This is a genomic window from Inquilinus sp., from assembly GCF_057815775.1.
In genome coordinates, this window is record NZ_JBYRFX010000565.1 from 1 (window position 1) to 19,547 (window position 19,547).

19 protein-coding genes are annotated in these 19,547 nt (G+C 67.1%); 12 read left to right on the forward strand and 7 right to left on the reverse strand.

Annotated elements, in window-relative coordinates:
- From AC3XYG_RS19605 to AC3XYG_RS19615, 3 genes are all read right to left on the reverse strand, one after another.
- A partial coding sequence (locus tag AC3XYG_RS19605; protein ID WP_489141541.1) for a TRAP transporter large permease subunit occupies positions 1-206 on the reverse strand: 206 nt, incomplete at its 3' end.
- Complete coding sequence (locus AC3XYG_RS19610) at positions 206-733, reverse strand: TRAP transporter small permease (RefSeq protein WP_489141542.1); 528 nt, start codon at positions 731-733, stop codon at positions 206-208. The genes AC3XYG_RS19605 and AC3XYG_RS19610, both read right to left, overlap by 1 nt.
- Before the next feature lie 78 nt (positions 734-811).
- Positions 812-1,786: a TRAP transporter substrate-binding protein gene (locus AC3XYG_RS19615; protein WP_489141543.1), complete on the reverse strand. Its 975-nt coding sequence runs from the start codon at positions 1,784-1,786 to the stop codon at positions 812-814.
- A gap of 151 nt (positions 1,787-1,937) precedes the next feature.
- Between AC3XYG_RS19615 and AC3XYG_RS19620 the strand changes: the two genes are divergently transcribed.
- The gene (locus AC3XYG_RS19620; RefSeq protein ID WP_489141544.1) at positions 1,938-2,633 is read left to right on the forward strand and encodes a GntR family transcriptional regulator; all 696 of its coding nucleotides are present in this window, start codon (positions 1,938-1,940) and stop codon (positions 2,631-2,633) included.
- 24 nt (positions 2,634-2,657) lie between these two features.
- On the opposite strand, the gene AC3XYG_RS19625 is transcribed toward AC3XYG_RS19620, so the two are convergent.
- Both AC3XYG_RS19625 and AC3XYG_RS19630 read right to left on the reverse strand, forming a co-directional pair.
- Entirely contained in the window at positions 2,658-3,050 is a 393-nt protein-coding gene (locus AC3XYG_RS19625) for a GFA family protein (protein ID WP_489141545.1), read from the reverse strand.
- Positions 3,051-3,094: 44 nt separating this feature from the next.
- Positions 3,095-5,458 (reverse strand): hypothetical protein, encoded by a 2,364-nt coding sequence (locus AC3XYG_RS19630; protein WP_489141546.1) that lies wholly within the window; start codon positions 5,456-5,458, stop codon positions 3,095-3,097.
- Positions 5,459-5,880: 422 nt separating this feature from the next.
- Here AC3XYG_RS19630 and AC3XYG_RS19635 point away from each other — a divergent pair, with 422 nt between their 5' ends.
- The 4 genes from AC3XYG_RS19635 to AC3XYG_RS19650 all read left to right on the forward strand — a co-directional run bounded on the left by AC3XYG_RS19635 (position 5,881) and on the right by AC3XYG_RS19650 (position 8,892).
- Positions 5,881-6,144 (forward strand): usg protein, encoded by a 264-nt coding sequence (locus tag AC3XYG_RS19635; RefSeq protein WP_489141547.1) that lies wholly within the window; start codon positions 5,881-5,883, stop codon positions 6,142-6,144.
- A gap of 344 nt (positions 6,145-6,488) precedes the next feature.
- Entirely contained in the window at positions 6,489-7,667 is a 1,179-nt protein-coding gene (locus AC3XYG_RS19640; protein WP_489141548.1) for a pyridoxal phosphate-dependent aminotransferase, read from the forward strand.
- The gene (locus AC3XYG_RS19645) at positions 7,664-8,434 is read left to right on the forward strand and encodes a GNAT family N-acetyltransferase (RefSeq protein ID WP_489141549.1); all 771 of its coding nucleotides are present in this window, start codon (positions 7,664-7,666) and stop codon (positions 8,432-8,434) included. Before AC3XYG_RS19640 ends, AC3XYG_RS19645 begins: the two co-directional genes overlap by 4 nt.
- The gene (locus AC3XYG_RS19650; RefSeq protein WP_489141550.1) at positions 8,431-8,892 is read left to right on the forward strand and encodes a hypothetical protein; all 462 of its coding nucleotides are present in this window, start codon (positions 8,431-8,433) and stop codon (positions 8,890-8,892) included. The genes AC3XYG_RS19645 and AC3XYG_RS19650 overlap by 4 nt, the downstream gene beginning before the upstream one ends.
- 67 nt (positions 8,893-8,959) lie before the next feature.
- On the opposite strand, the gene AC3XYG_RS19655 is transcribed toward AC3XYG_RS19650, so the two are convergent.
- Both AC3XYG_RS19655 and AC3XYG_RS19660 read right to left on the reverse strand, forming a co-directional pair.
- Positions 8,960-11,191 (reverse strand): hypothetical protein, encoded by a 2,232-nt coding sequence (locus AC3XYG_RS19655; protein ID WP_489141551.1) that lies wholly within the window; start codon positions 11,189-11,191, stop codon positions 8,960-8,962.
- A gap of 182 nt (positions 11,192-11,373) precedes the next feature.
- Positions 11,374-12,426: a substrate-binding domain-containing protein gene (locus AC3XYG_RS19660; protein ID WP_489141552.1), complete on the reverse strand. Its 1,053-nt coding sequence runs from the start codon at positions 12,424-12,426 to the stop codon at positions 11,374-11,376.
- A 353-nt stretch (positions 12,427-12,779) separates the two neighbouring features.
- Here AC3XYG_RS19660 and AC3XYG_RS19665 point away from each other — a divergent pair, with 353 nt between their 5' ends.
- The 7 genes from AC3XYG_RS19665 to AC3XYG_RS19695 all read left to right on the forward strand — a co-directional run.
- Positions 12,780-13,712: a sugar phosphate isomerase/epimerase family protein gene (locus AC3XYG_RS19665; RefSeq protein ID WP_489141553.1), complete on the forward strand. Its 933-nt coding sequence runs from the start codon at positions 12,780-12,782 to the stop codon at positions 13,710-13,712.
- A gap of 2 nt (positions 13,713-13,714) precedes the next feature.
- Positions 13,715-14,833 carry a Gfo/Idh/MocA family protein gene (locus AC3XYG_RS19670; protein ID WP_489141554.1) on the forward strand — a complete coding sequence of 373 codons (1,119 nt, stop codon included), beginning with the start codon at positions 13,715-13,717 and terminating at the stop codon, positions 14,831-14,833.
- Between the two features lie 167 nt (positions 14,834-15,000).
- Positions 15,001-16,248, forward strand: a complete 1,248-nt coding sequence (locus AC3XYG_RS19675; RefSeq protein WP_489141555.1) for an ABC transporter substrate-binding protein — start codon at positions 15,001-15,003, stop codon at positions 16,246-16,248.
- 64 nt (positions 16,249-16,312) lie between these two features.
- A complete protein-coding gene (locus tag AC3XYG_RS19680; protein ID WP_489141556.1) occupies positions 16,313-17,200 on the forward strand; it encodes a carbohydrate ABC transporter permease in 888 nt (295 codons plus the stop codon).
- Positions 17,197-18,096: a carbohydrate ABC transporter permease gene (locus tag AC3XYG_RS19685; protein WP_489141557.1), complete on the forward strand. Its 900-nt coding sequence runs from the start codon at positions 17,197-17,199 to the stop codon at positions 18,094-18,096. Before AC3XYG_RS19680 ends, AC3XYG_RS19685 begins: the two co-directional genes overlap by 4 nt.
- 2 nt (positions 18,097-18,098) lie before the next feature.
- Complete coding sequence (locus AC3XYG_RS19690) at positions 18,099-19,190, forward strand: ABC transporter ATP-binding protein (RefSeq protein WP_489141558.1); 1,092 nt, start codon at positions 18,099-18,101, stop codon at positions 19,188-19,190.
- A gap of 173 nt (positions 19,191-19,363) precedes the next feature.
- On the forward strand, positions 19,364-19,547 hold a 184-nt coding region (locus AC3XYG_RS19695; protein WP_489141559.1), incomplete at its 3' end, for a hypothetical protein.

Below are 19,547 nucleotides of genomic sequence, written 5' to 3' on the forward strand. Positions count from 1 at the left end.
ATCATCAGGTCGCCGGCGAAGATGAAGAACGGGATCGCCATCATGGCGAAGGCGTTCATGCCGGAATTGATCTGCTGGAACACCACCACCGGCGGCAGCCCCATGTAGAGCACCGTGGCCAGGCAGGAGATGCCGAGGCAGAAGGCGATCGGCATGCCCATGAACATGAACAGGGTGAAGCCGCCGAACAGGACCCACAGCTCCATCACGCCATCTCCTGCACGGTGGGCATCGCCGCCGCCGCGGGCTCGACGCCGAGGACGCGGTCGAACAGCCGCTCGGCCGCGAACAGCGCGATCAGCACGCCGCCGACGATCAGCGGCAGGAAGTCGAAGCCACCCGGCAGGTCGAGCACCGGGATGGTCGCGGTCCAGGTCCCGATCGCGAGCAGGATGGAGTACCAGACCATGGCGACGCCGAAGCCGAGGATCAGCAGCAGGTTCACCGCTTCCAGCACCCGGTTGACCACCGGCGGCAGCACCTGCTGCAGGATGTCGAGGCCAAGATGGAAGCTTTCACGCACGCCGACCGCGGCGCCGAGCAGGATGAACCAGCCCATCAGCTGCAACGTCATCGGCTCCGCCCAGCTCGGCGTGTCGTTCAGGACGTAGCGGGCGAAGACCTGCCAGCCGACCACGGCGGTCATGGCCACCATGCCGGCCCCCGCCAGCCAGAGCGCCCCGGTGGACAGGGCGCCCAAGGTCCGGCGCGTCGCGTTCAAGATCGAGGCCATGCCGGCCGATCTCCCTTGCAAACCATCATGTCGAAAGCCCCCCGCGCCGCAACGCGGGGGGCGGCCGGGTTCAGGCGGTCACTGGACCGCGCGGATGCGATCGACCAGGGCCTTCATCTTCTCGTCGGTGACGAACTTGGCGTAGACCGGCGCCATCGCCGCCACGAAGGGCGCCTTGTCGACGGTGATGATCTCGCCGCCGCCGGCCCGCACCTTGGCCTCCGACTCCTTTTCGCGCGCGACCCACAGCTCGCGCATCTTGACCACGGAGTCCTTGGCTGCCTGGCGCAGCGTCGCCTGGTCGTCCGCCGACAGCTTGTCCCAGGACAGCTTGGAGATCACCAGCACCTCGGGCGCCAGCGAGTGTTCGGTCAGCGAGAAGTGCTTCGCCACCTCGAAATGCCGCGACGATTCATAGGACGGCCAGTTGTTCTCCGCCCCGTCGACCACGCCGGTCTCCAGCGCCGAATAGACCTCGCCATAGGACATCGGCGTCGGGTTGGCGCCGAAGGCCTGCAGCATCGCGATCCACAGGTCGGATTGCTGGACCCGGATCTTCAGGCCCTTCATGTCCTCGATCGACCGGATCGGCTTGTTCACGGTGTAGAAGGACCGCGCGCCGGAATCGTAGAAGGCCAGGCCGACCAGGCCGAACGGCTCGAACGCCTTCAGGATCTCGTCGCCGACCGGGCCGTCGACCACCTTGTGCATGTGGTCGACCGAGCGGAACAGGAACGGCAGGCCCAGCACCTGGGTTTCCGGCACCAGATTGTTGAACGGCGCCGTGTTCACCCGGTTCATGTCGATGACGCCGAACCGGGTCTGCTCGATCGTGTCCTTTTCGGCCCCGAGCTGCGAATTGTTGAACACCTGGATCTTGATCCGGCCGCCCGTCCGCTCGTCCATCAGCTGGCCGAGATACTGGACCGCCACCACCGTCGGGTAGCCGTCCGGATGGATATCGGCCGAGCGCAGGGTTACCGTCTGCGCCGACGCCGCCGTCGCGGCCAGCGACAGCGCGGCCCCGAGAATCGATGCAAAAATGGCTTTCATGAATGCTCTCCCCCCTCTTCAGTCGGCCATGAGATGCCGCACCCTTCTTGGCCACTCGGCACCGCCGGTGGCAGGGTCTGGTATGCCCAGGCCTCGTCTAGTATGGTAGGCGGGAGGTTAGTATGGTAGCCCTTTCGATGCAACAGCCCTTGTGAGCCTGATCGCCATGGCGCCGCTCGACCTCCTCGACCACAGCACCAGCATCGCCCGGCTGATCGAGCTGGAGATCCGCAAGGGCATCATCACCCTGGCGATCGAGCCCGGCGCACCGCTGTCGGAGCAGGAGATCGCGGCGCGATTCGGCGTGTCGCGCCAGCCGGTGCGCGAGGCCTTCATCGCCCTGGCCCGGTCGGGGCTGGTGGAGATCCAGCCGCGGCGCGGCACCTTCGTGGTCAAGATCTCGATCGAGCGCATGCTGGAGGCGCGGTTCATCCGCGAATCGCTGGAGACGGCTGTCGTGCGGCGGGCCTGCGAGCGCTTCGATTCCCGGGTCCGCACCCGGATCGACTTCCATCTCGACGCCCAGGTGATCGCGGCCGAGGCCGGCGAGCATTACGAATTCCAGCGCGCCGACGAGGCCTTTCACGCTGCCCTGGCAGAAGGGGCCGGCTGCCCGTCGGCCTGGACCGTGATCGAGGATCTGAAGGCGCATATGGACCGCGTCTGCCACCTGACGCTGCCCACCGCCTCTTCCCTGCCGCTGCTGATCGACCAGCATCGCGCCATCCTGGTCGCGATCGACCGGCGTGACCCCGATGGCGCCGAAGCCGCACTACGGGCGCATCTGTCGGAAATCCTGCGCGCCCTGCCGACGGTGGAGCAGGAACACCGCAGCCTGTTCGCCTGAGCCGTCTGCTCGCACCGAGGCGGATCAGCCGGCGGGCCGCGGCCCCGGCCAGTCCGGCCGGGCGGCTGGATCCTCGACGCTCATGCCCACGCCCTCGGTGGCGCGAACCGGGACCGAGGCCGGATCGAAGCCATCCAGGCAGAACACGTTGACGCCGAAATGGTCGGGCGCCGCCCGCTTGCGGTGGAACACATAGATGCCGCAGCGGCTGCAGAAATAGTGCTTCGCCCGGCGCGTGTTCCATTGATAGAGGGTCAGCGCCGCCTCACCGGCCAGCACCGTCAGCGCCCGTTCGGGCACCTTCGCCATGACAGCGTTCCGCCTCGCGCAGAGCGAGCAGTCGCAGGTGGTGAGTTCCGTGATCTCGGCATCGACGCGAAACCGCACCGTGCCGCAGTGGCAGGACCCGTCCGGCATTCTCAGATCTCCGCCTCGCCCACTCCAGACCGGCCGGCCCGGATTCATGTCCGCGGCTTGCCGTGTTCGTCTGTCTTGTCCGGCTGAGCTTTGTCGTCAAGTGGCGGAATCGTGGTCGTCGCGTTGCTGGGCCCCGCCTCGGGCTGTTGAGCCCGCCATTCCTGGCCGAGGTTGTCGAAGTCCGATTTGAAATCCAAATCACCGAGAGCATTGGCCGCTTCCGTCTGGCCTTGTGGGGCGACAGCCTTTTCCGTCCTCGGCCGCGCCTCCGCGTCCTCGATCGGCCGACCTCTCCTTTCGCCGGCCGGCGCCGAAGCCATGGCCTCCGCCACGGTCTGTGGGGCCTGCCATTGCTGGGCGAGGTCGTCGAAGCCCGTTCTGGGGATGGCCAGTTCATCGAGCGCGTAAAGCTGTCCGCCCCGATCCTCGGGGGCCTGAACCGACTCGGTCTCCAGCTCGGCGGCGTCGCGTTCCGCCTTCAGCAGCGCCATCCCGGCCTCGATCTGGTTTGCCATCCAGCCGGATGCGCGGCCCCAGGTCGTCCTGGGATTGGCGGCAGCCTGGATTGTGGCCAGCATCGCATTGGCGGCCGCCTCCCCCACCGGTCCTTTCACGGTCAGGGCCATGACGCAGAGATAGGTGGTGAGCACGCCGAAGCCGTAGCGATTGGCGAGCCATTCCGGCTTGATCAGGTTGATGACATTGACCGGCAATGCGACCAGCCGATCCCCCGAGAGGTCCCTGAACAGCTTGGAATGGTCCTGGAGGGTGACATCCTTGTCCAGGGCACTAGTCCATGACCACTTCGCCGACAGGATCGAGAACACGCCGACGTCGACAATGGTCAGTGGCGATTTGTAGACGGATGCCGTCTGGAAGACCGAAAGAGAATTCTCGACGATCGTTGTCGATATCTTCACCGCCCTTTGCTTCTGGCCCTCCGTCATGATGGCGTCATCTTCCACCGCGGCTTCGACGTGGTCTACGACCTTGGAAAGGATCTTCTCTATTCTCGCGACGTCCGTCGGCAGGAAGCGCATCTGCGTGCTCAGCGAGTCCGTGACCCGACCGCCATCGGCCTCGAACCGGGCCCGATTTCCCGCGACCTCGCCCAGCGCCTGGTTGAGGCCCTTCAGCAAGGCCGTCACGACCTCCTGCGTCAACTGCCTGGGAATGTCCTCCGGGGGTACGTTCTCCGGCACAGGGGTACCGTGCGGAAGCTTGAGTGTGCCCTGGCGAAGATCCCTGTCAGGGCCTGACCTCGTCTTGGCCCGGCGGCCTAGATCGTACGCATTGCTCACCAGCAGGAACACGCCCATCTCGATTGCGCCGGCGAGCAACGCCCAGAGAATTGCCTCGACCTTATGATGCTCTGTATCGGCAAATTTTGCCTGACTTGGAATAAAAGTCGGAATGAAATAGGTAAAGAATGGTATCAGCCAGACGAAGTGCCGCTTGATGAAGGCATCGTTGAAGACTTTCGGACTTGCGACCGGATTTCGTGCCGCATCCATGGCCGACGACACCGTGCTGGCGTAGGCGCCCGCCGCCGACGCCAGATAGATGTCGGCCCTGGGCTTCTGGAATACGGCAATGATGAACGGCGGCGCGATGGCGCACATGGTGCCGACCGTGCGCCACGTCCGATCGACCGCACTCGCACCATCCTTCAGGACAGCGATGTCCTGCCTCAGCGACTTCACCAGCGGCAGCGCATGAGCACTCGCCGTCGCTATCGCGATTCGCCCGGCCTGATCGGTTCCATCAGGCGCTCCCGCCTGCAGCACGGATTCCAGCAGGGCGGCAAGCGCCGCCAACCGCGCAATCTCCGGACTGTTGCGTATACCGGCCAGGAACGCCTTGTTGTCGAGCAATGTGAGGTCGCCGTAGATGGCCCAGCTTTCGTAGAATCTGCGGGCGCGCGGCGAGGCAGGAGCCGCATCCCCCGGGATCAAGGCGGTCAACAGACGGCCCAGGGCCTCGATCTGTTCGGCCTTCTCCAACTCGCCGCGGAACGCGGCGGCGGTTTCGACCTCCGTGATGGCCGGAACCGCGCTTGTCGTCGCCGTCTCCGTCGCGATGAGATCTCGGCCGACATCCTGGCCGCCGGCGTTGGCGAGATCGGACAGCAATTGCCGGGCCGGAGGCGCGCCACCTTGCGGCAGGACGCTTTTCAGGTACTCGACGCTGGCATCCATGTCGCGAGGATCCGGCTGAACCGGCGCTGGATAGGCCGGCTGGAGAATACGCTGCAAGGCGTTGTGCAGAAACTCCCGGCGCTGGTCGGGATTGGCGGCGGAGAGAGCCGCCAGCGAGTCGGCATCGATTCCACAGACATCAACGACCCAGGCCAGGAGACGCACCGTGGATGCGTCATGGTCGATGATCGGTTCGTCTATGGATGCCATGTCTTGGATGCCTCGGTGGAAATGAATTGCCTGGGTCGAACAGCCCATCGGGGATGGTCACCTGCCCGGGACGGGCCGAAGGGCCGAAAGCCGAGCCCCTGCAATGTGTATGAAAAATGACACCATTAGAAGTGTCTATTCCTGATAAAATACGCTTTGTTATTGTGCATACGACGCTTTTTTCGTCAGCAGGCCTGCCTCAGGCACCGCCATCGCAGCCCTTGGCGCTCAGACACATTCGAGGATGAGGGCAGGATGGGTCACATGTGACCATCAGCTTGGCAGCAATCACATCGCCCTGCTGCTAACGCATTGATTTATTTAGAAATACTCTTGTTCAGCCGGGAAATCCACATCACATTTCCTTCATAAGGGCCGGCGATCCCACCCAACGCCGGCGGTGCAGGAAGGGATGGTACGGCATGACCGATCTGGAACGTCAGCTGCAGGGCTACCGCCTGACCACGGCGGAGATCCTGTATCACCTGCCCGATCACCCCGGGCTGCTGCAGACCTTCGTCTGGCAGAAGCTGGATCTGGCCCCGCGCTTCCCGGAACTGCACCGCTTCCTGGATTTCTGGTCCCACAACATCGAAGGGCCGCTGCATTCCGTGCGCGTCGCCGCCACCGGCGTGGTGAAGCCAGCCGAACTGCGGCTCTGCGGCGCCGAATTCCGCCTGCACTGAGTTGGGAGGTGAGGCGCATGGCCGGCGGGCGGCGGGGTCCCTGCCGACCCCGCCGCCGCCCGCGGTCCGAAGGGGGCTTCGGTCGCGGGCCTGGCGCCACATGGCCACCGGCGGGGAGGGGCTCCGCAGCGGCCATCGAGGCCGCATCGGTGCCGGCGACCGATGCCGGTCGCGCGCCAATGCAGCCTCTCCTCGCTAACGACAGGGCCGGCGATCCGGTTCCGTGACCTTTTCCACCTGTGGCCACCCGCCCCCGAACCCGGCGCGCGACGCCCATGCGGCGGGCGATGATGACGCCCGGGGCCGCGCCTTGTACCCTCCCGTCCTTCGAACGGAGGTTGGACGTGGACGGACACATCGCGACGGGTCTTCTGGGGGCGATTCGGCCCGACATCGCCAGGCTGCCGGAAAGCGGCATCGTCGAGATCGTCAACGCCGGCCGCGGCAAGCCCGACCTGATCCAGCTGTGGATCGGCGAGGGCGACCGGGCGACGCCGCCCTTCGTCGCCGAGGCGGCCAACCGCGCTCTGGCCGAGGGCCAGACCTTCTACACCTGGCAGCGCGGCATCCCGCCGCTGCGCGAGGCGCTGGCCGGCTATGTCAGCCGATTCGCCGGCGTCGCGGTGCCGGCCGGGCGGATCTACGTCACGATCGGCGGCATGCAGGCGATCATGATGACCATGCAGGCCCTGCTGTCGCCGGGCGACGAGGTGGTCATGCCCGTCCCGGTTTGGCCGAACATCTTCAGCGCCGTCGAGATCGCCGGCGGCCGGACCGTGCCGGTGCCGATCGGGGTCGAGAACGGCCGCTGGCGGCTGGACCTCGACCGGCTGTTCGCCGCCTGCGGTCCCAAGACCCGCGCCCTGTTCCTGAACAGCCCCGGCAACCCGACCGGCTGGATGCTGACGGCGGAGGAGCAGAAGGCCATCCTGGAATTCTGCCGGGCCCGCGGCATCTGGATCGTCGCCGACGAGGTCTATGCCCGCTTCGTGTATGACCGGCAGGTCGCCCCGTCCTTCCTGACCATCGCCACGCCGGAAGACCGGCTGGTCGTGGTCAACACCTTCTCCAAGAACTGGGCGATGACCGGCTGGCGCATCGGCTGGATCGTGGCGTCCGAGGAGCTGGGCCAGGTGTTCGAGAACCTGCAGCAGTTCAACACCTCGGGCGTGCCCACCTTCCTGCAATACGGCGCCGTCGCCGCGATCGAGCAGGGCGAACCGTTCGTCGAAAGCCAGGTCGAACATTGCCGAGTGGCGCGCGACCTAGTGATCGGCCGGCTGTCCGAATCGCCGCGGGTGCGGCTGACCCGCCCGGACGGCGCGTTCTATCTGTTCTTCAGCGTCGAGGGCGAGCCGGACAGCCGCGCCCTGGCGCTGCGCCTGCTGCATGAGGCCAATGTCGGCCTGGCCCCCGGCTCCGCCTTCGGGCCTGGCGGCGAAGGCCATCTGCGGCTTTGCTTCGCCGGGTCGATCGCCCTGCTGGAGACGGCGATGGAGCGGCTGGTGCCCGCATTGTCTTGAGCCGCGACCTGCTGCATCGGCTGGTCCCCAACACGCTGGCGGCGGCGGCGGAGGGACGGCGCCGCGAAGAGGCGGGGCCCTTCGCCCTGTTCGTGTCCGACGCCAGCGACGACCCGATGCTGAGCTTCGCTGTGCCGGTCGCGGCCGCCCCGGAATGGCGGCCGGCGATCACCGGGCTGCAGCGCGCCTTCGATGCGGCAGGCCGGCGCTTCCGCCTGGAATTCTTTCGCGAACTATATCCTTCGCTATCTCCGACCCTGTTCGCCATGGGCTATCGTCGCGAGATGGAAGCCCCGCTGATGACGCTGCGGCCCGACGTCTACCGCGTCGCGCCGGCCGGCGCTGCCGACCTGGTCGGGGCAGAGGACGATGACGCGCTGGACGGGCTGATGCAGGTGCAGCGCGAGGCCTTCGACCAGCCGCTGGACGCGGCCGGAGAGGTGGATTTCCGCACCCGCTTGACCCAGGGCCTGGCCCGCGGCGGGCGGCGGGCGGCCCTGGCCCGGCTGGACGGAACCCCCGCCGCGAGCGGCCTGTTGCTGATCGGCGGAGGCACCGCCGAATTGGCGGCGGTGGGCACCCGGCCCGCCTTTCGCCGGCGCGGCTTGGCCGAGGCGGTGTGCCGCCGGCTGCTGGGCGCCCATTTCGACGATGGCCACGACTTGGTCTGGCTGTCCGCCGCGGCCGGGGCGGAACCGCTCTACGCCAAGCTGGGCTTCCGCCCGGCGGGCACGCAACTGAACTTCGGCATTCAAGGATCGGCATGACCACAAGACGCACGACGCGGCGCCGCACGCCGACCAACCCGATGATCCAGATGACCGAGATGGCCGTGGCCGCCGGCCAGACCATCGGCCATCGCAGCCTGATGATGGCGCAGGCCGCCGGCGACCCGGTGGCGATGGGCGATCCCGAATTCACCCGCATGATGTCGGAAAAGATGGCCGTGATGGCCGAGACCGGCGCCAATGTCGCGACCCAGATGGCCACGGCCCAGCATGGCTGGGCCGGCTGGTTCAGCGCCCAGGCGCAGGCTGGCTTCGCCGCCATGACGTCCGACCCGGTCACCGCCTGGCAGCGCTGGATGCAGCTGGGCATGACCCAGGGCACCGAGATCGGCACCCGCCTGATGGACGATGCCAACGCCCTGGCCGATGCCAGCCTGAGCCCGGCCCACCGCGTCGTCTCCGCCAACGCCAAGCGGCTCGGCCGGAAGAAGCGATAGGCAGAGGCCCCCGCTCGATGTCCCAATCACATCGGCGGGGGCTGGCAAAGCCCGCTCGGCGCGACGATCAGGCCGAAGCCGACATGATCGGGATGGCCGTGGTGAGATTATGACTGAGTGCGGCGAGCGCCGCTTCGATCTTCAGCGCCGCATCCGTCGTGGTGCGCAGGGCCGTCAGGGCAGTATCCACCTGCTGGTTGGCCGTGTTTGCTTCACCGTCCGCCTGCCATACGTGAACGCCGGCGAACACGCCTTTCTTGACCTGGGCCATCAGCGACATTTCCAAACGCTGGGCTTCTCGGTAGGCATCCTGGAGCTGCTGATTGCCAGGATCCTCATCAGCGGCCTTCTTCGCTGTCGCGATCTTGTCCAAAATGCCCCGGCGCAGATTTTTGAATTTGATGGCGCCGCTTTGATAGAAGGCGCCCACCACACCGAAGAAGGCCGAGAGCGCCGCAAGGCCACCGATCTCGCCACTTGTCTCCTGGGACGCCCCGCCTAAGCCAGCCCCGGTTATCCGGCCCACCAGGGCCGAGCCGGCGCTGCCGAAGACGATGCCGTGGAACACTTGCCCGATACGCTGCGCCGTCTGTGACGAGAGCTCACCCCTCGTCGCGTACTTCTTCTGCAAATCCGCCCATTTGTAGCCCAGCTTGAAGGTGTCGAGCGTCCCTTCGAACAGCGCCAGCGTGATGCTGCCCTGCAAGCCTACCAGGTCGAAATTCTTCAGTCGCTGTTCGTCTTCCTTCAGCTCTCTGATGACATCTTCCGACGCGCGGATTGTATCCCAGTCATCCGCGGAAGCATAGGGATGCCCCTGCTCCGCCGCTACATCGTCACTCGCCTTTGGCGCTTCGGCCTTCAGGGTTTCGAGTTCTTTTTCCAGCGCCTTGCGCTTGGAAGTAGCGATCCCCGTCATGCGTTTCACCAACGCCTGTTCCGGCGAAAGGATGTAGCTTCGCAGCTTGTCTTCGTCGACATCGCCGTTTTCGTCCATCCAGGCGCCGTACAAGAGATTCAACTTGTCGTTGTAATCCTGCTTGTTGGTTTCATCCCACCCAGCAGCCAGCATCTGCAGAAAATGCAGGAACCCTGACGCCAGCGATTGAATGCCGACACTGGCGAGGGAGGAGTAGATGTTCGCGCGTCCGATGGACTCGGCTGCCCGTCCGAAGCCGACCACACCGGATACCGCGCCACGCACGGCCCGGGGGCCAATCTGATAGGTGTTGCCGACCTGCTGGCGTGCATGCGATCCCTGTGCCCGGAACAGCCTCAACTGAAGCTGTTCGACTTCGTCCATGCTGTCGAACCAGGCCTTGATACTGTCCGCCACCTGAGCCTGTTCCTCGGCGCTGGCCGAAGCCAACAACGCCTGCAGTTGGTCCGGTTCGGCAGCAGCGATCTGCTCCATGGTCATGGGCGCGCCGCCGAGCAGGCCTTGGATCTTTGCAGGAATTGTATTGCCCAGCGCAGTGAATTCGGCGGTCTTCCGTTCGAGTTCTTCCGCCAGCTCCTTGGGCCATTCCGCATCGTTGAGCGATGCCTTGTCGCTGACGATGCTGTAGTCGCCTTCCCGGATATGTTCGCACAGCGTCACGACGCCCGATTGCTGTGCCGAATTCACCAGCGGGGAAAAGGCTGTCGCGACGCCGCCGACAAGCACGCTGAACCACGGGCTGCCGCCCAAGGCTCCGGCGAGTGGGCCGATCATATAGGTGAGGGTGTTTGAAAACAGCGTGCCCGTCGGGTTGGCCATGCCGGACAGGAAAGCGGTCTTGCGGATCGCCTTCACCCTCTCCGCATCGATGCCCTGAGCCAGGAACCACTGCATCTCCACCTCAGCGGTGATGGCGTTCATCAGTTCCTGGTGCGAGGACTTCCTCTCGTCCGTCGAGCCACGCAGCCGCTGCGGCCGGAACCTCCGGCCCAGATCCCGGGCCGCGGCGACATCGATTATGCGATCGTTGTCCGCCAGCACCTTTTCCTGGATCCGCGTCAGGGCCTCGATCACCCTCGCGGCCCTGGTATCGGGGGTGTCATCAGGATCGTCACCCCCTGCCGCCTGCCCCGGGAAAAGCTCGCCCGGCATCGTTTCGACGAGGACCGGGTCGTGAAGGGCCCGGGGCGCTGTATCGCCGGTCGTCACCATCTCGATGACATTCGGGTTCGGCTGAACAACCCGCTGCGCCGAGCGCGACCCGCCGGTGATCCCAAGAGTCCAATCCACGGCCGCCTCTTCCTCGGCGGTGAGAATCCGATCCCGGACGTCCTGTGTGTCTGACGGCGGCGGAGCCATGGTCGCTTCCTTCCCAGGAATTAGACTCATAATCCTATGAGTCTTTTTTTCATCCGGCCGGAGACCAGTTATCTCGGCCTTTAGGAAGAATTAGCACCGCCTTCAAATGTGACAGGATCGTGAAGAATCATGCCGCCATTCACCTGGCGCATGCCCCGGCCTGGTGTGGCCGTGCCGTGCGATCAGGGCGGCAGGGCCTGGCTGCCGAGGTTGAGGAAGTCGGCCTGCACCTCCTCGTGCAGCGCCGCCGGGTCCTCGCCGGCGATCGCCCGGACCAGCAGCCGCGCCAGGTGTTCGCCGGTGCGGAGATGCGGATAGCTGAAGGCGCTGAGCGGCGGGTTGAGGAAGCTGTGCAGCCGGGTGCCACCATAGGCGACCAGCGCGACGTCATCGCCGGGCCGGCGCCCCGCCGCCGCCAGCCCGGCGATGACGCCCAGCGCCGCCTCCTCGCTGGTGACGAAGGCGGCGGTCACGTCCGGCCGGGCCTGCAGCAGCGCCGGCACGATGCCGCGGCCGCTGTCCGGCGTCGCTTCGGCGAAGACGATCGAGGCCTCGGCCAGCGCCCGGCCATGGTCGCGATGCGCCGCCCGCCAGCCCTGCAGGAACTGCCTGCTGTAGGTCAGTTGCGCCGGCGGGGCGACGATGACGGGCGCCGTATGGCCGGCCGCGAACAGCAGCGCCGCCGCCGCCGCGCCGACGGCCTCGTGGTCGATGTCGAACCAGGGATGCGGGCTGAACAGCTCGGTCCGGCCGAAGGTGACGAAGGGGAAGCCGATCTGCAGCAGGTATTTGACCCTGACATCCTGCGGCTCGGTGTTGGTCAGGATCAGCCCGTCGACGGCACTTTCCTCGACCAGGGCGCGGATCGCGTCCAGCGGCCGGTCGGTCGGCAGCACCGGCACGATGGTGGTGCGATAGGCGGCGGCCCTGAGGGTGGCCGAGGCGCCTTCGATCAGCGCGGTGACGACGTTGGTGATCGCCCCCGGCCGTTCCAGCGGCAGGACGATGCCGACCGCATGGGTCCGCCCGGTGCGCAGGTTGATGCCGCCGAGATGCGGCCGGTAGCCCATCTGCTTCGCCGCGGCCCCGACCAGTTCGATCGTCCCCCGGCTGACCTCCGGCCCGTTCTTCAGCGCCCGCGACACGGTGGTGACGGACAGGCCGAGATGCCGCGCCAGCGTGCGCAGCGTGACCCGGCCGCCGGCGTCGCCGGCTGAGGCCGGCGGCCTAGCCACGGCCCCGACCAGGCACCGCCGACATAGACATCACCATGATTTGCGGCATGCCCATCCTGTTTCCATCATCCGCGGCAGCCAGAATTCGTAACGTTATGAATCTAAGCCCGTTTGCCAAACGCGACAAACTTTTCCCCCATTCCCGCGCTGCATTGCACAATCGAGACTCGTTGACAGGCCGGTCACGCTATTGAATCGTAACGTTACGAATTTCAATCCCGCCGGCCTCGCCGATCGCGTTTGCCGGGATCCCGGATGCCGGATCCCCCGCCTGCCCCCGTGTTGCCCGTTCCCTGCGAAGCCGACACAGGCGCCGCCAAGGCGCCGACTGCCCGAGCGAGAGGAAACACCCCGTGACATCGACGCCGATCGCCTTCGGCTCCACGGTCTGGAGCTTCAGTTGGGTGCCGCCCTATGAGGGCGCGATCCGGCGCGTCGCCCGGGCCGGCTGCCGCCATTTCGAACTGGTCGCCTGGGATGTCGACACCCTGGCCGGCTATTACACGCCCGACCGGATCCGCGACCTCCGGGCCCTGGCGTCGGATGAGGGCCTGACCCTCACCAACTTCTTCTACAATTTGCCCTTCACCCGCCAGCCGGGCGCCGCCACCTCGAAGCCGGACCTGTCGGGCTTCGAACGCGCGGTGGCGACGGCGGCGGCGCTGGGGTCGCCCTTCGTCACCACCATGACGCCCTACCCCTTCGCCCGCGACCTGCGGCCGATCATGCAGCGGCCGACCTCGCAGGAATGGACCGCGCCGGTCGAGCCGCAATGGGACTGGACGGCGGAATACGACCAGATGGTCGCGACCTTCGCCAAGGCCTGCGACATCGCTGCCGCCAGCGGCCTGAGGGTGGCGGTCGAGCCGCATCCCTATCGCTGGGTCAACACCGGCCAGAGCATGCTGCGGCTGATCGAACGGGTCGGATCGCCCCATCTCGGCTTCAACTTCGACCCCAGCCACCTGTTCCCGTCCGGCGACATGCCGCACTTCACCGTGCTGATGCTGGGCGACCGCATCTTCAACACGCATTTCTCCGACAATGAGGGCCACACCAACGCGCATTGGCGGCCCGGCCGCGGCAAGATCGACTGGACCGCCATCCTCGCGGCGCTGGACGCCATCGGCTATGCCGGGCCGATCACGCTGGAGCTGGAGGACGCGCCCGGCGCCTCGCACTGGACCCACACCGAAGACGCCACGCCCCAGCTGGACGAGGAGATGCGGCTGTCGATCGCCTATCTCCGCGACCGCCACGCCGCACTGCACGCCGGGATCCATTGACCATGACATCGTCGAAACCCGTCCAGGTCGGCCTCGTCGGCTGCGGCAACATCTCCGCCACCTACATCGCCACGCTGCACATGTTCGACTTCATCCGGGTCAAGGCGGTGACCGACCGGGTCGCGGCGGCGGCGCAGGCCCTGGCCGCCGAATTCGGCATCGCCGCGGTGTCGCTGGACGCGCTGCTGGAAGACCCCGAGATCGAGGTGGTGATCAACCTGACCACCCCGGTCGCCCATGCCGAGATCAGCCGGCGGGCGCTGGAGGCCGGCAAGCACGTCTATTCGGAAAAGCCGCTGGGCGTGACCATGGACGAGGCGCGGCAACTGATGGCGGCCGCCCGGTCCCGCGGCCTGCGGCTGGGCTGCGCGCCCGACACCTTCCTGGGCGGCGGCCACCAGCTGACCCGCCGGCTGCTGGACGAGGGCGCGATCGGCACGCCGGTCGCCGCCACCGCCATGCTGCTGCTGCCGGGGCATGAGCACTGGCACCCGAACCCGGCCTTCTTCTACGCCCGCGGCGGCGGGCCGATGCTGGATGTCGGCCCCTATTACGTCACCAACCTGATCGCGCTGTTCGGCCCCGCCCGCTCCGTCGTCGGCACCGCCAAGACCACGCGCCGGCAGCGAACCGTGGTCAGCGAGCCGCGGAGGGGCGAGATCATCGAGGTCGAAGTCCCGACCCACACCACGGGGGTGATCGAATTCGAGAACGGTGCGACCGTGACGATCGCCACCAGTTTCGATATCGTCAAACACAGCCATCCGAAGCTCGAGATCTACGGCTCCGAAGGGACCATGATCGCGCCCGACCCGAACGACTTCACCGGCCCGGTGAGCGTGTTTCGCCGCGGGGCCGCCGATTGGCAGAATATCACGGTCGACCATCCCTTCACCCAGGGGGTGCCGGGGCGGCTGGGCCTGCGCGGCCTCGGCGCCGCCGAGATGGTCGACAGCTATCGCGCCGGCCGGCCGCACCGGGTGTCGGCCGAGCTGGCGTTCCATGCCCTCGAGATCATGACCGCGATGGAGGCCTCGCAAGGCCGCACCATCGCGCTGGAGAGCCGTTGCGAGCGGCCGGCGCCGATTCCACGGCCGCCGGCTTCAGACCGGTTCGTTTGATGCATCAGGACGACGGCTGACGCCGTCGCCTTAGGAACAGGACGGCGGCTGACGCCGCCGCCTTAGGAACAGGACGGCGGCTGACCCCGCCGCCTGGGAGCCCCGCCGGCCGGTGGGTCTCAACCACGGAAGGGCACCGGCAGAGTGCCTGAACTGGAGGCGACGCCATGAAGACGATCCTGTCCGCCGTGCTCGGCGCGACCGCCCTCGCGGCGATCGGCGCCACCGCCGCATCCGCGGCCGGCCAGAAGGCGGAGGTGTTCCACTGGTGGACGTCGGGCGGGGAATCCGCGGCCGTCCGCGAACTGGCCAAGGCGTTCGAGGCCAAGGGCGGCGAATGGGTCGACACCGCCATCGCCGGGTCCGGCTCCACCGCCCGGCCGATCGGCATCAGCCGCATCCTGGGCGGCGACCCGCCGGCGGCGATGCAGCTGAACACCGGCACGCAGATGAACGATCTGGCCGATGGCGGCTATCTGCGCAGCCTGGACGACCTGGCGGCGCAGCAGGGCTGGAAGGATGCCCTGCCGCCGACCTTCTACGCCGCGATCCAGCACAACGGCCACATCTGGGCCGCGCCGATCAACGACCACGGCCAGAACTGGATCTGGTACTCCAAGCCCGTCTTCGCCCAGGCCGGCATCACCGCAGAGCCGAAGAGCTGGGACGAGCTGTTCGCCGATCTCGACAAGATCAAGGCGGCCGGGCTGATCCCGGTGGCGGTCGGCGGCCAGCCCTGGGAGCTGACGCTGATGTTCAACTCCATCCTGCTCAGCGCCGGCGGCCGCGACCTCTACTACAAGGTCTGGAAAGACCGTGACACCGCGGCGCTGCAGTCGCCGGAGTTCAAGAAGGTGGCCGAGACCTTCGCCAAACTGCGCGACTACCAGGACCCCGGCAGCCCGAACCGCGAATGGAACCTGGCCACCGGCATGCTGGTGCAGGGCAAGGCCGGCATCCAGTTCATGGGCGACTGGGCCAAGGGCGAGTTCATCGCCGCCGGCCGGGTGGCCGAAAAGGACTATGGCTGCCTGCTGGGGCCGGGCGAGGAGAACTTCATCACCAGCGGCGACGTCTTCGTATTCCCGAAGCTGAAGGACAGCGCCGCGGCCGACGCCCAGACGCTGCTGGCCACCGTCATCATGTCGAAGGAGGGCCAGGTCGCCTTCAATTCGAAGAAGGGATCGGTGCCGGTGCGGATGGATGTCGACACCTCCGCCCTCGACGCCTGCGCCCAGAAGGGCCTGGCGGTGCTGAAGGACACCCAGCGCCAGATCAGCACGCCGGATTTCCTGGCGCCGCAGGACCTGGTGCAGACCATCAACGACGTCACCTCGCAATACTGGACCACCCCTTCGATGAGCGCGGAGGACTTCGCCGCCCACTGGATCGACGCCATCAAGCAGGCGCAGTAGCCCGCATCGCGACCGGCCGCCGGAGCGATCCGGCGGCCGCCCACAACCCTTGGGGAGGGATGGTGTGACCTCGCGATCGCTCAGGATCCTGACCGCCTATTGCGCCCTGCTGCCGGCGGCAGTCATCGTGCTGCTGGCCTATGTCCTGACCGTGGTCTGGAGCATCTGGATCTCGTTCACCGAGTCCAAGATGATCCCCAACGGGGATTTCGCCGGCGCCCGGCAGTATGAGCGGCTGTTCTCGACCGATCGCTGGTCGATCTCGATCGGCAACATGCTGATCTTCGGCGTGCTGTTCATCGGCGGCTGCCTGGTGCTGGGCTTCCTGCTGGCGGTGGCGCTGGACCAGCGGGTGCGGTTCGAGAACACGCTGCGCACCATCTTCCTGTATCCGCTGGCGATGTCCTTCGTCGTCACCGGGCTGGTGTGGCAGTGGATCGCCAACCCGACGCTGGGCATCCAGCAGGCGGTGCGGAACTGGGGCCTGGACTGGTTCCGCTTCGACTGGATCGTGCAGAGCGACCGGGCGATCTACGTCATCGTGCTGGCCGGGGTGTGGCAATCGACCGGCCTGGTCATGACTATCCTGCTGTCGGGCTTGCGCGGGGTCGAGCCGGAGCTGTGGAAGGCCGCGAAGATCGACGGCATCCCGACCTGGCGGGTCTATCTGCACATCGTCGTGCCGATCCTGCGCCCGACCATCATCACCGCCGTGGTGCTGCTGGGCATCGCCACCGTCCGGGTCTATGAGCTGGTGATCGCCACCACCGGCGGCGGCCCCGGCATCTCCAGCGAGGTGCCGGCCAAGTTCGTGATGGACTACCTGTTCGGCCGGGCCAATATCGGCCTGGCGACCGCCGCATCGACGGTGATGTTCTTCGCCGTGGCGGCGGTGGTGTCGCCCTGGCTGTACTACGAGTACTTCCGGCCCAAGGCGCGGGGCGGCCAATGACCGCCCCCGTCACCGAACAGACCGAACCGCAGGGGCCGAAGCCGCAGCACCTGACGCCGGCCCGCATCGGCCTCTACGCCTTCCTCGTCGTGTCGGCCGCCTTCTTCCTGCTGCCGCTCTACGTCATGATCGCGACCTCGCTGAAGTCGATGGACGAGATCCGCTCCGGCGCCATCTTCGCGCTGCCGGACAGCTGGACGGTCGAGCCCTGGATCAAGGCCTGGAGCACGGCCTGCACCGGGCTGAACTGCAACGGGATCCAGGTCGGCTTCTGGAATTCGGTGACCATCACCGTGCCCAGTGTGATCCTGTCGATCGCCATCGCCTCGCTGACCGGCTACACCCTGTCGTTCTGGCGGGTGCGCGGGTCGAACCTGGTGTTCGCCATCCTGCTGCTGGGCGCCTTCATCCCCTACCAGGTCTTCATCTACCCGCTGGTGCGGCTGTATTCCGACACCGGGCTGTATTCGACCCTGCCCGGCATCGTCATCACCCACACGGTGTTCGGCCTGCCGATCCTGTCGCTGCTGTTCCGCAACTACTACACCAGCCTGCCGATCGACCTGTTCCGGGCGGCGCGGGTGGATGGCGGCGGTCTCTGGCAGATCTTCTTCCGCCTGATGCTGCCGATGTCGATCCCGATCCTGGTGGTGGCGGTGATCCTGCAGGTCACCGGCATCTGGAACGACTTCCTGTTCGGCGTGGTGTTCGCCGGCCGCGAGCATCTGCCGATGACGGTGCAGTTGAACAACCTGGTCAACTCGACCCAGGGCGAGAAGGAATACAACGTCAACATGGCGGCGACGATGCTGACCGCCCTGGTCCCGCTGGTGGTCTACTTCACCTCGGGCCGGTGGTTCGTGCGCGGCATCGCCGCCGGCGCGGTGAAAGGCTGAGCATGACCGGTGTCTCGATCCGCGGCCTCGAACTGCATTACGGCCCGCTGAAGGTGCTGCAGACCCTGGATCTGGAGATCGCGCAGGGCGAATTCGTGGTGCTGCTGGGCCCGTCCGGCTGCGGCAAGTCCACCCTGCTGAACGCCATCGCCGGGCTGCTCGACGTCTCCGCCGGGCAGATCTGGATCGGCGGCCGCAACGTGACCTGGGAGGAGCCGAAGGACCGCGGCATCGGCATGGTGTTCCAGTCCTACGCGCTGTATCCGCGCATGGATGTGCTGGGCAATTTGTCCTTCGGCCTGAAGATGGCGCGGGTGCCGCGGGCCGAGATCCAGCGCCGGGTCGAACGCGCGGCGCGCATCCTGCAGATCGAGCCGTTGCTGAAGCGCCGCCCGGCCGAGCTGTCCGGCGGCCAGCGCCAGCGCGTGGCGATCGGCCGAGCCCTGGTGCGCGAGGCCGGCGTGTTCCTGTTCGACGAGCCGCTGTCCAACCTGGACGCCAAGCTGCGCACCGAGCTGCGGGTCGAGCTGAAGCGCCTGCATGCCGAGCTGGGCGCCACCATGATCTACGTCACCCACGACCAGATCGAGGCGCTGACCCTGGCCGACCGCATCGCCGTGATGAAGGATGGCGTGGTGCAGCAGGTCGACACGCCGAAGGTGATCTACCAGAAGCCGGTCAACCGCTTCGTCGCCGGCTTCGTCGGCGCGCCGTCGATGAACTTCCTCACCGGCACCCTCGCCACCCGGGACGGCCGCCCGGTCTTCATCGGGGCCAGCGGCGAGGCGTCGGTGCTGGACGGCTACGGCTTCGGCCGGCCGCCGGAGGAGGGCGAGCCGGTGGCGCTGGGCCTGCGGCCGGAGCACATCGCCCTGGCACCGACCGACCGGCAGCGCGCCACGGTGACCGCGACCCTGGGCCTGGTCGAGCCGATGGGCGCCGACGCCCTGGTCTGGGGACAGGCCGGCCCCGACCCGGTCTCGGTCCGCATCGCCGGCGACGCCGAGCTGCCGGCGCTGGGCGACACGCCGCGACCGCTGTTCTTCCAGCCGGAGCTGGCATCGCTGTTCGACGGACAGGGCCGCCGGATCTAGCGGCCGATCGCGCGCTTTTGCCTCACCGGCGGCTGGCTTGTCCGGCGGCGGGAACGGGCGGATCCTCGCCCCTGGAACCGGCTCCCGGTCGGTCCCCACCAAGCGGCGCGCCCCTGTCGAACAGAGACCGCACGAGGCTCCACGTCAGACCCCGATTCCAACGGAGGAACGTCATGGCCACGCGTCGTTCTGTGCTCCAGACCGCCGGGCTGCTGTCGGTGGCGGCCGCATCCGCGGTGACCGCCGCCGGCTCCAGCGCCGAGGCGGCCGCCCCGCCCCCCTATACCGGCCCGCATGAGATGCCGCGCGGCGTCACCCTGCTGGCGATCCGGCAGCGCCATGGCGGCGAGACACTCG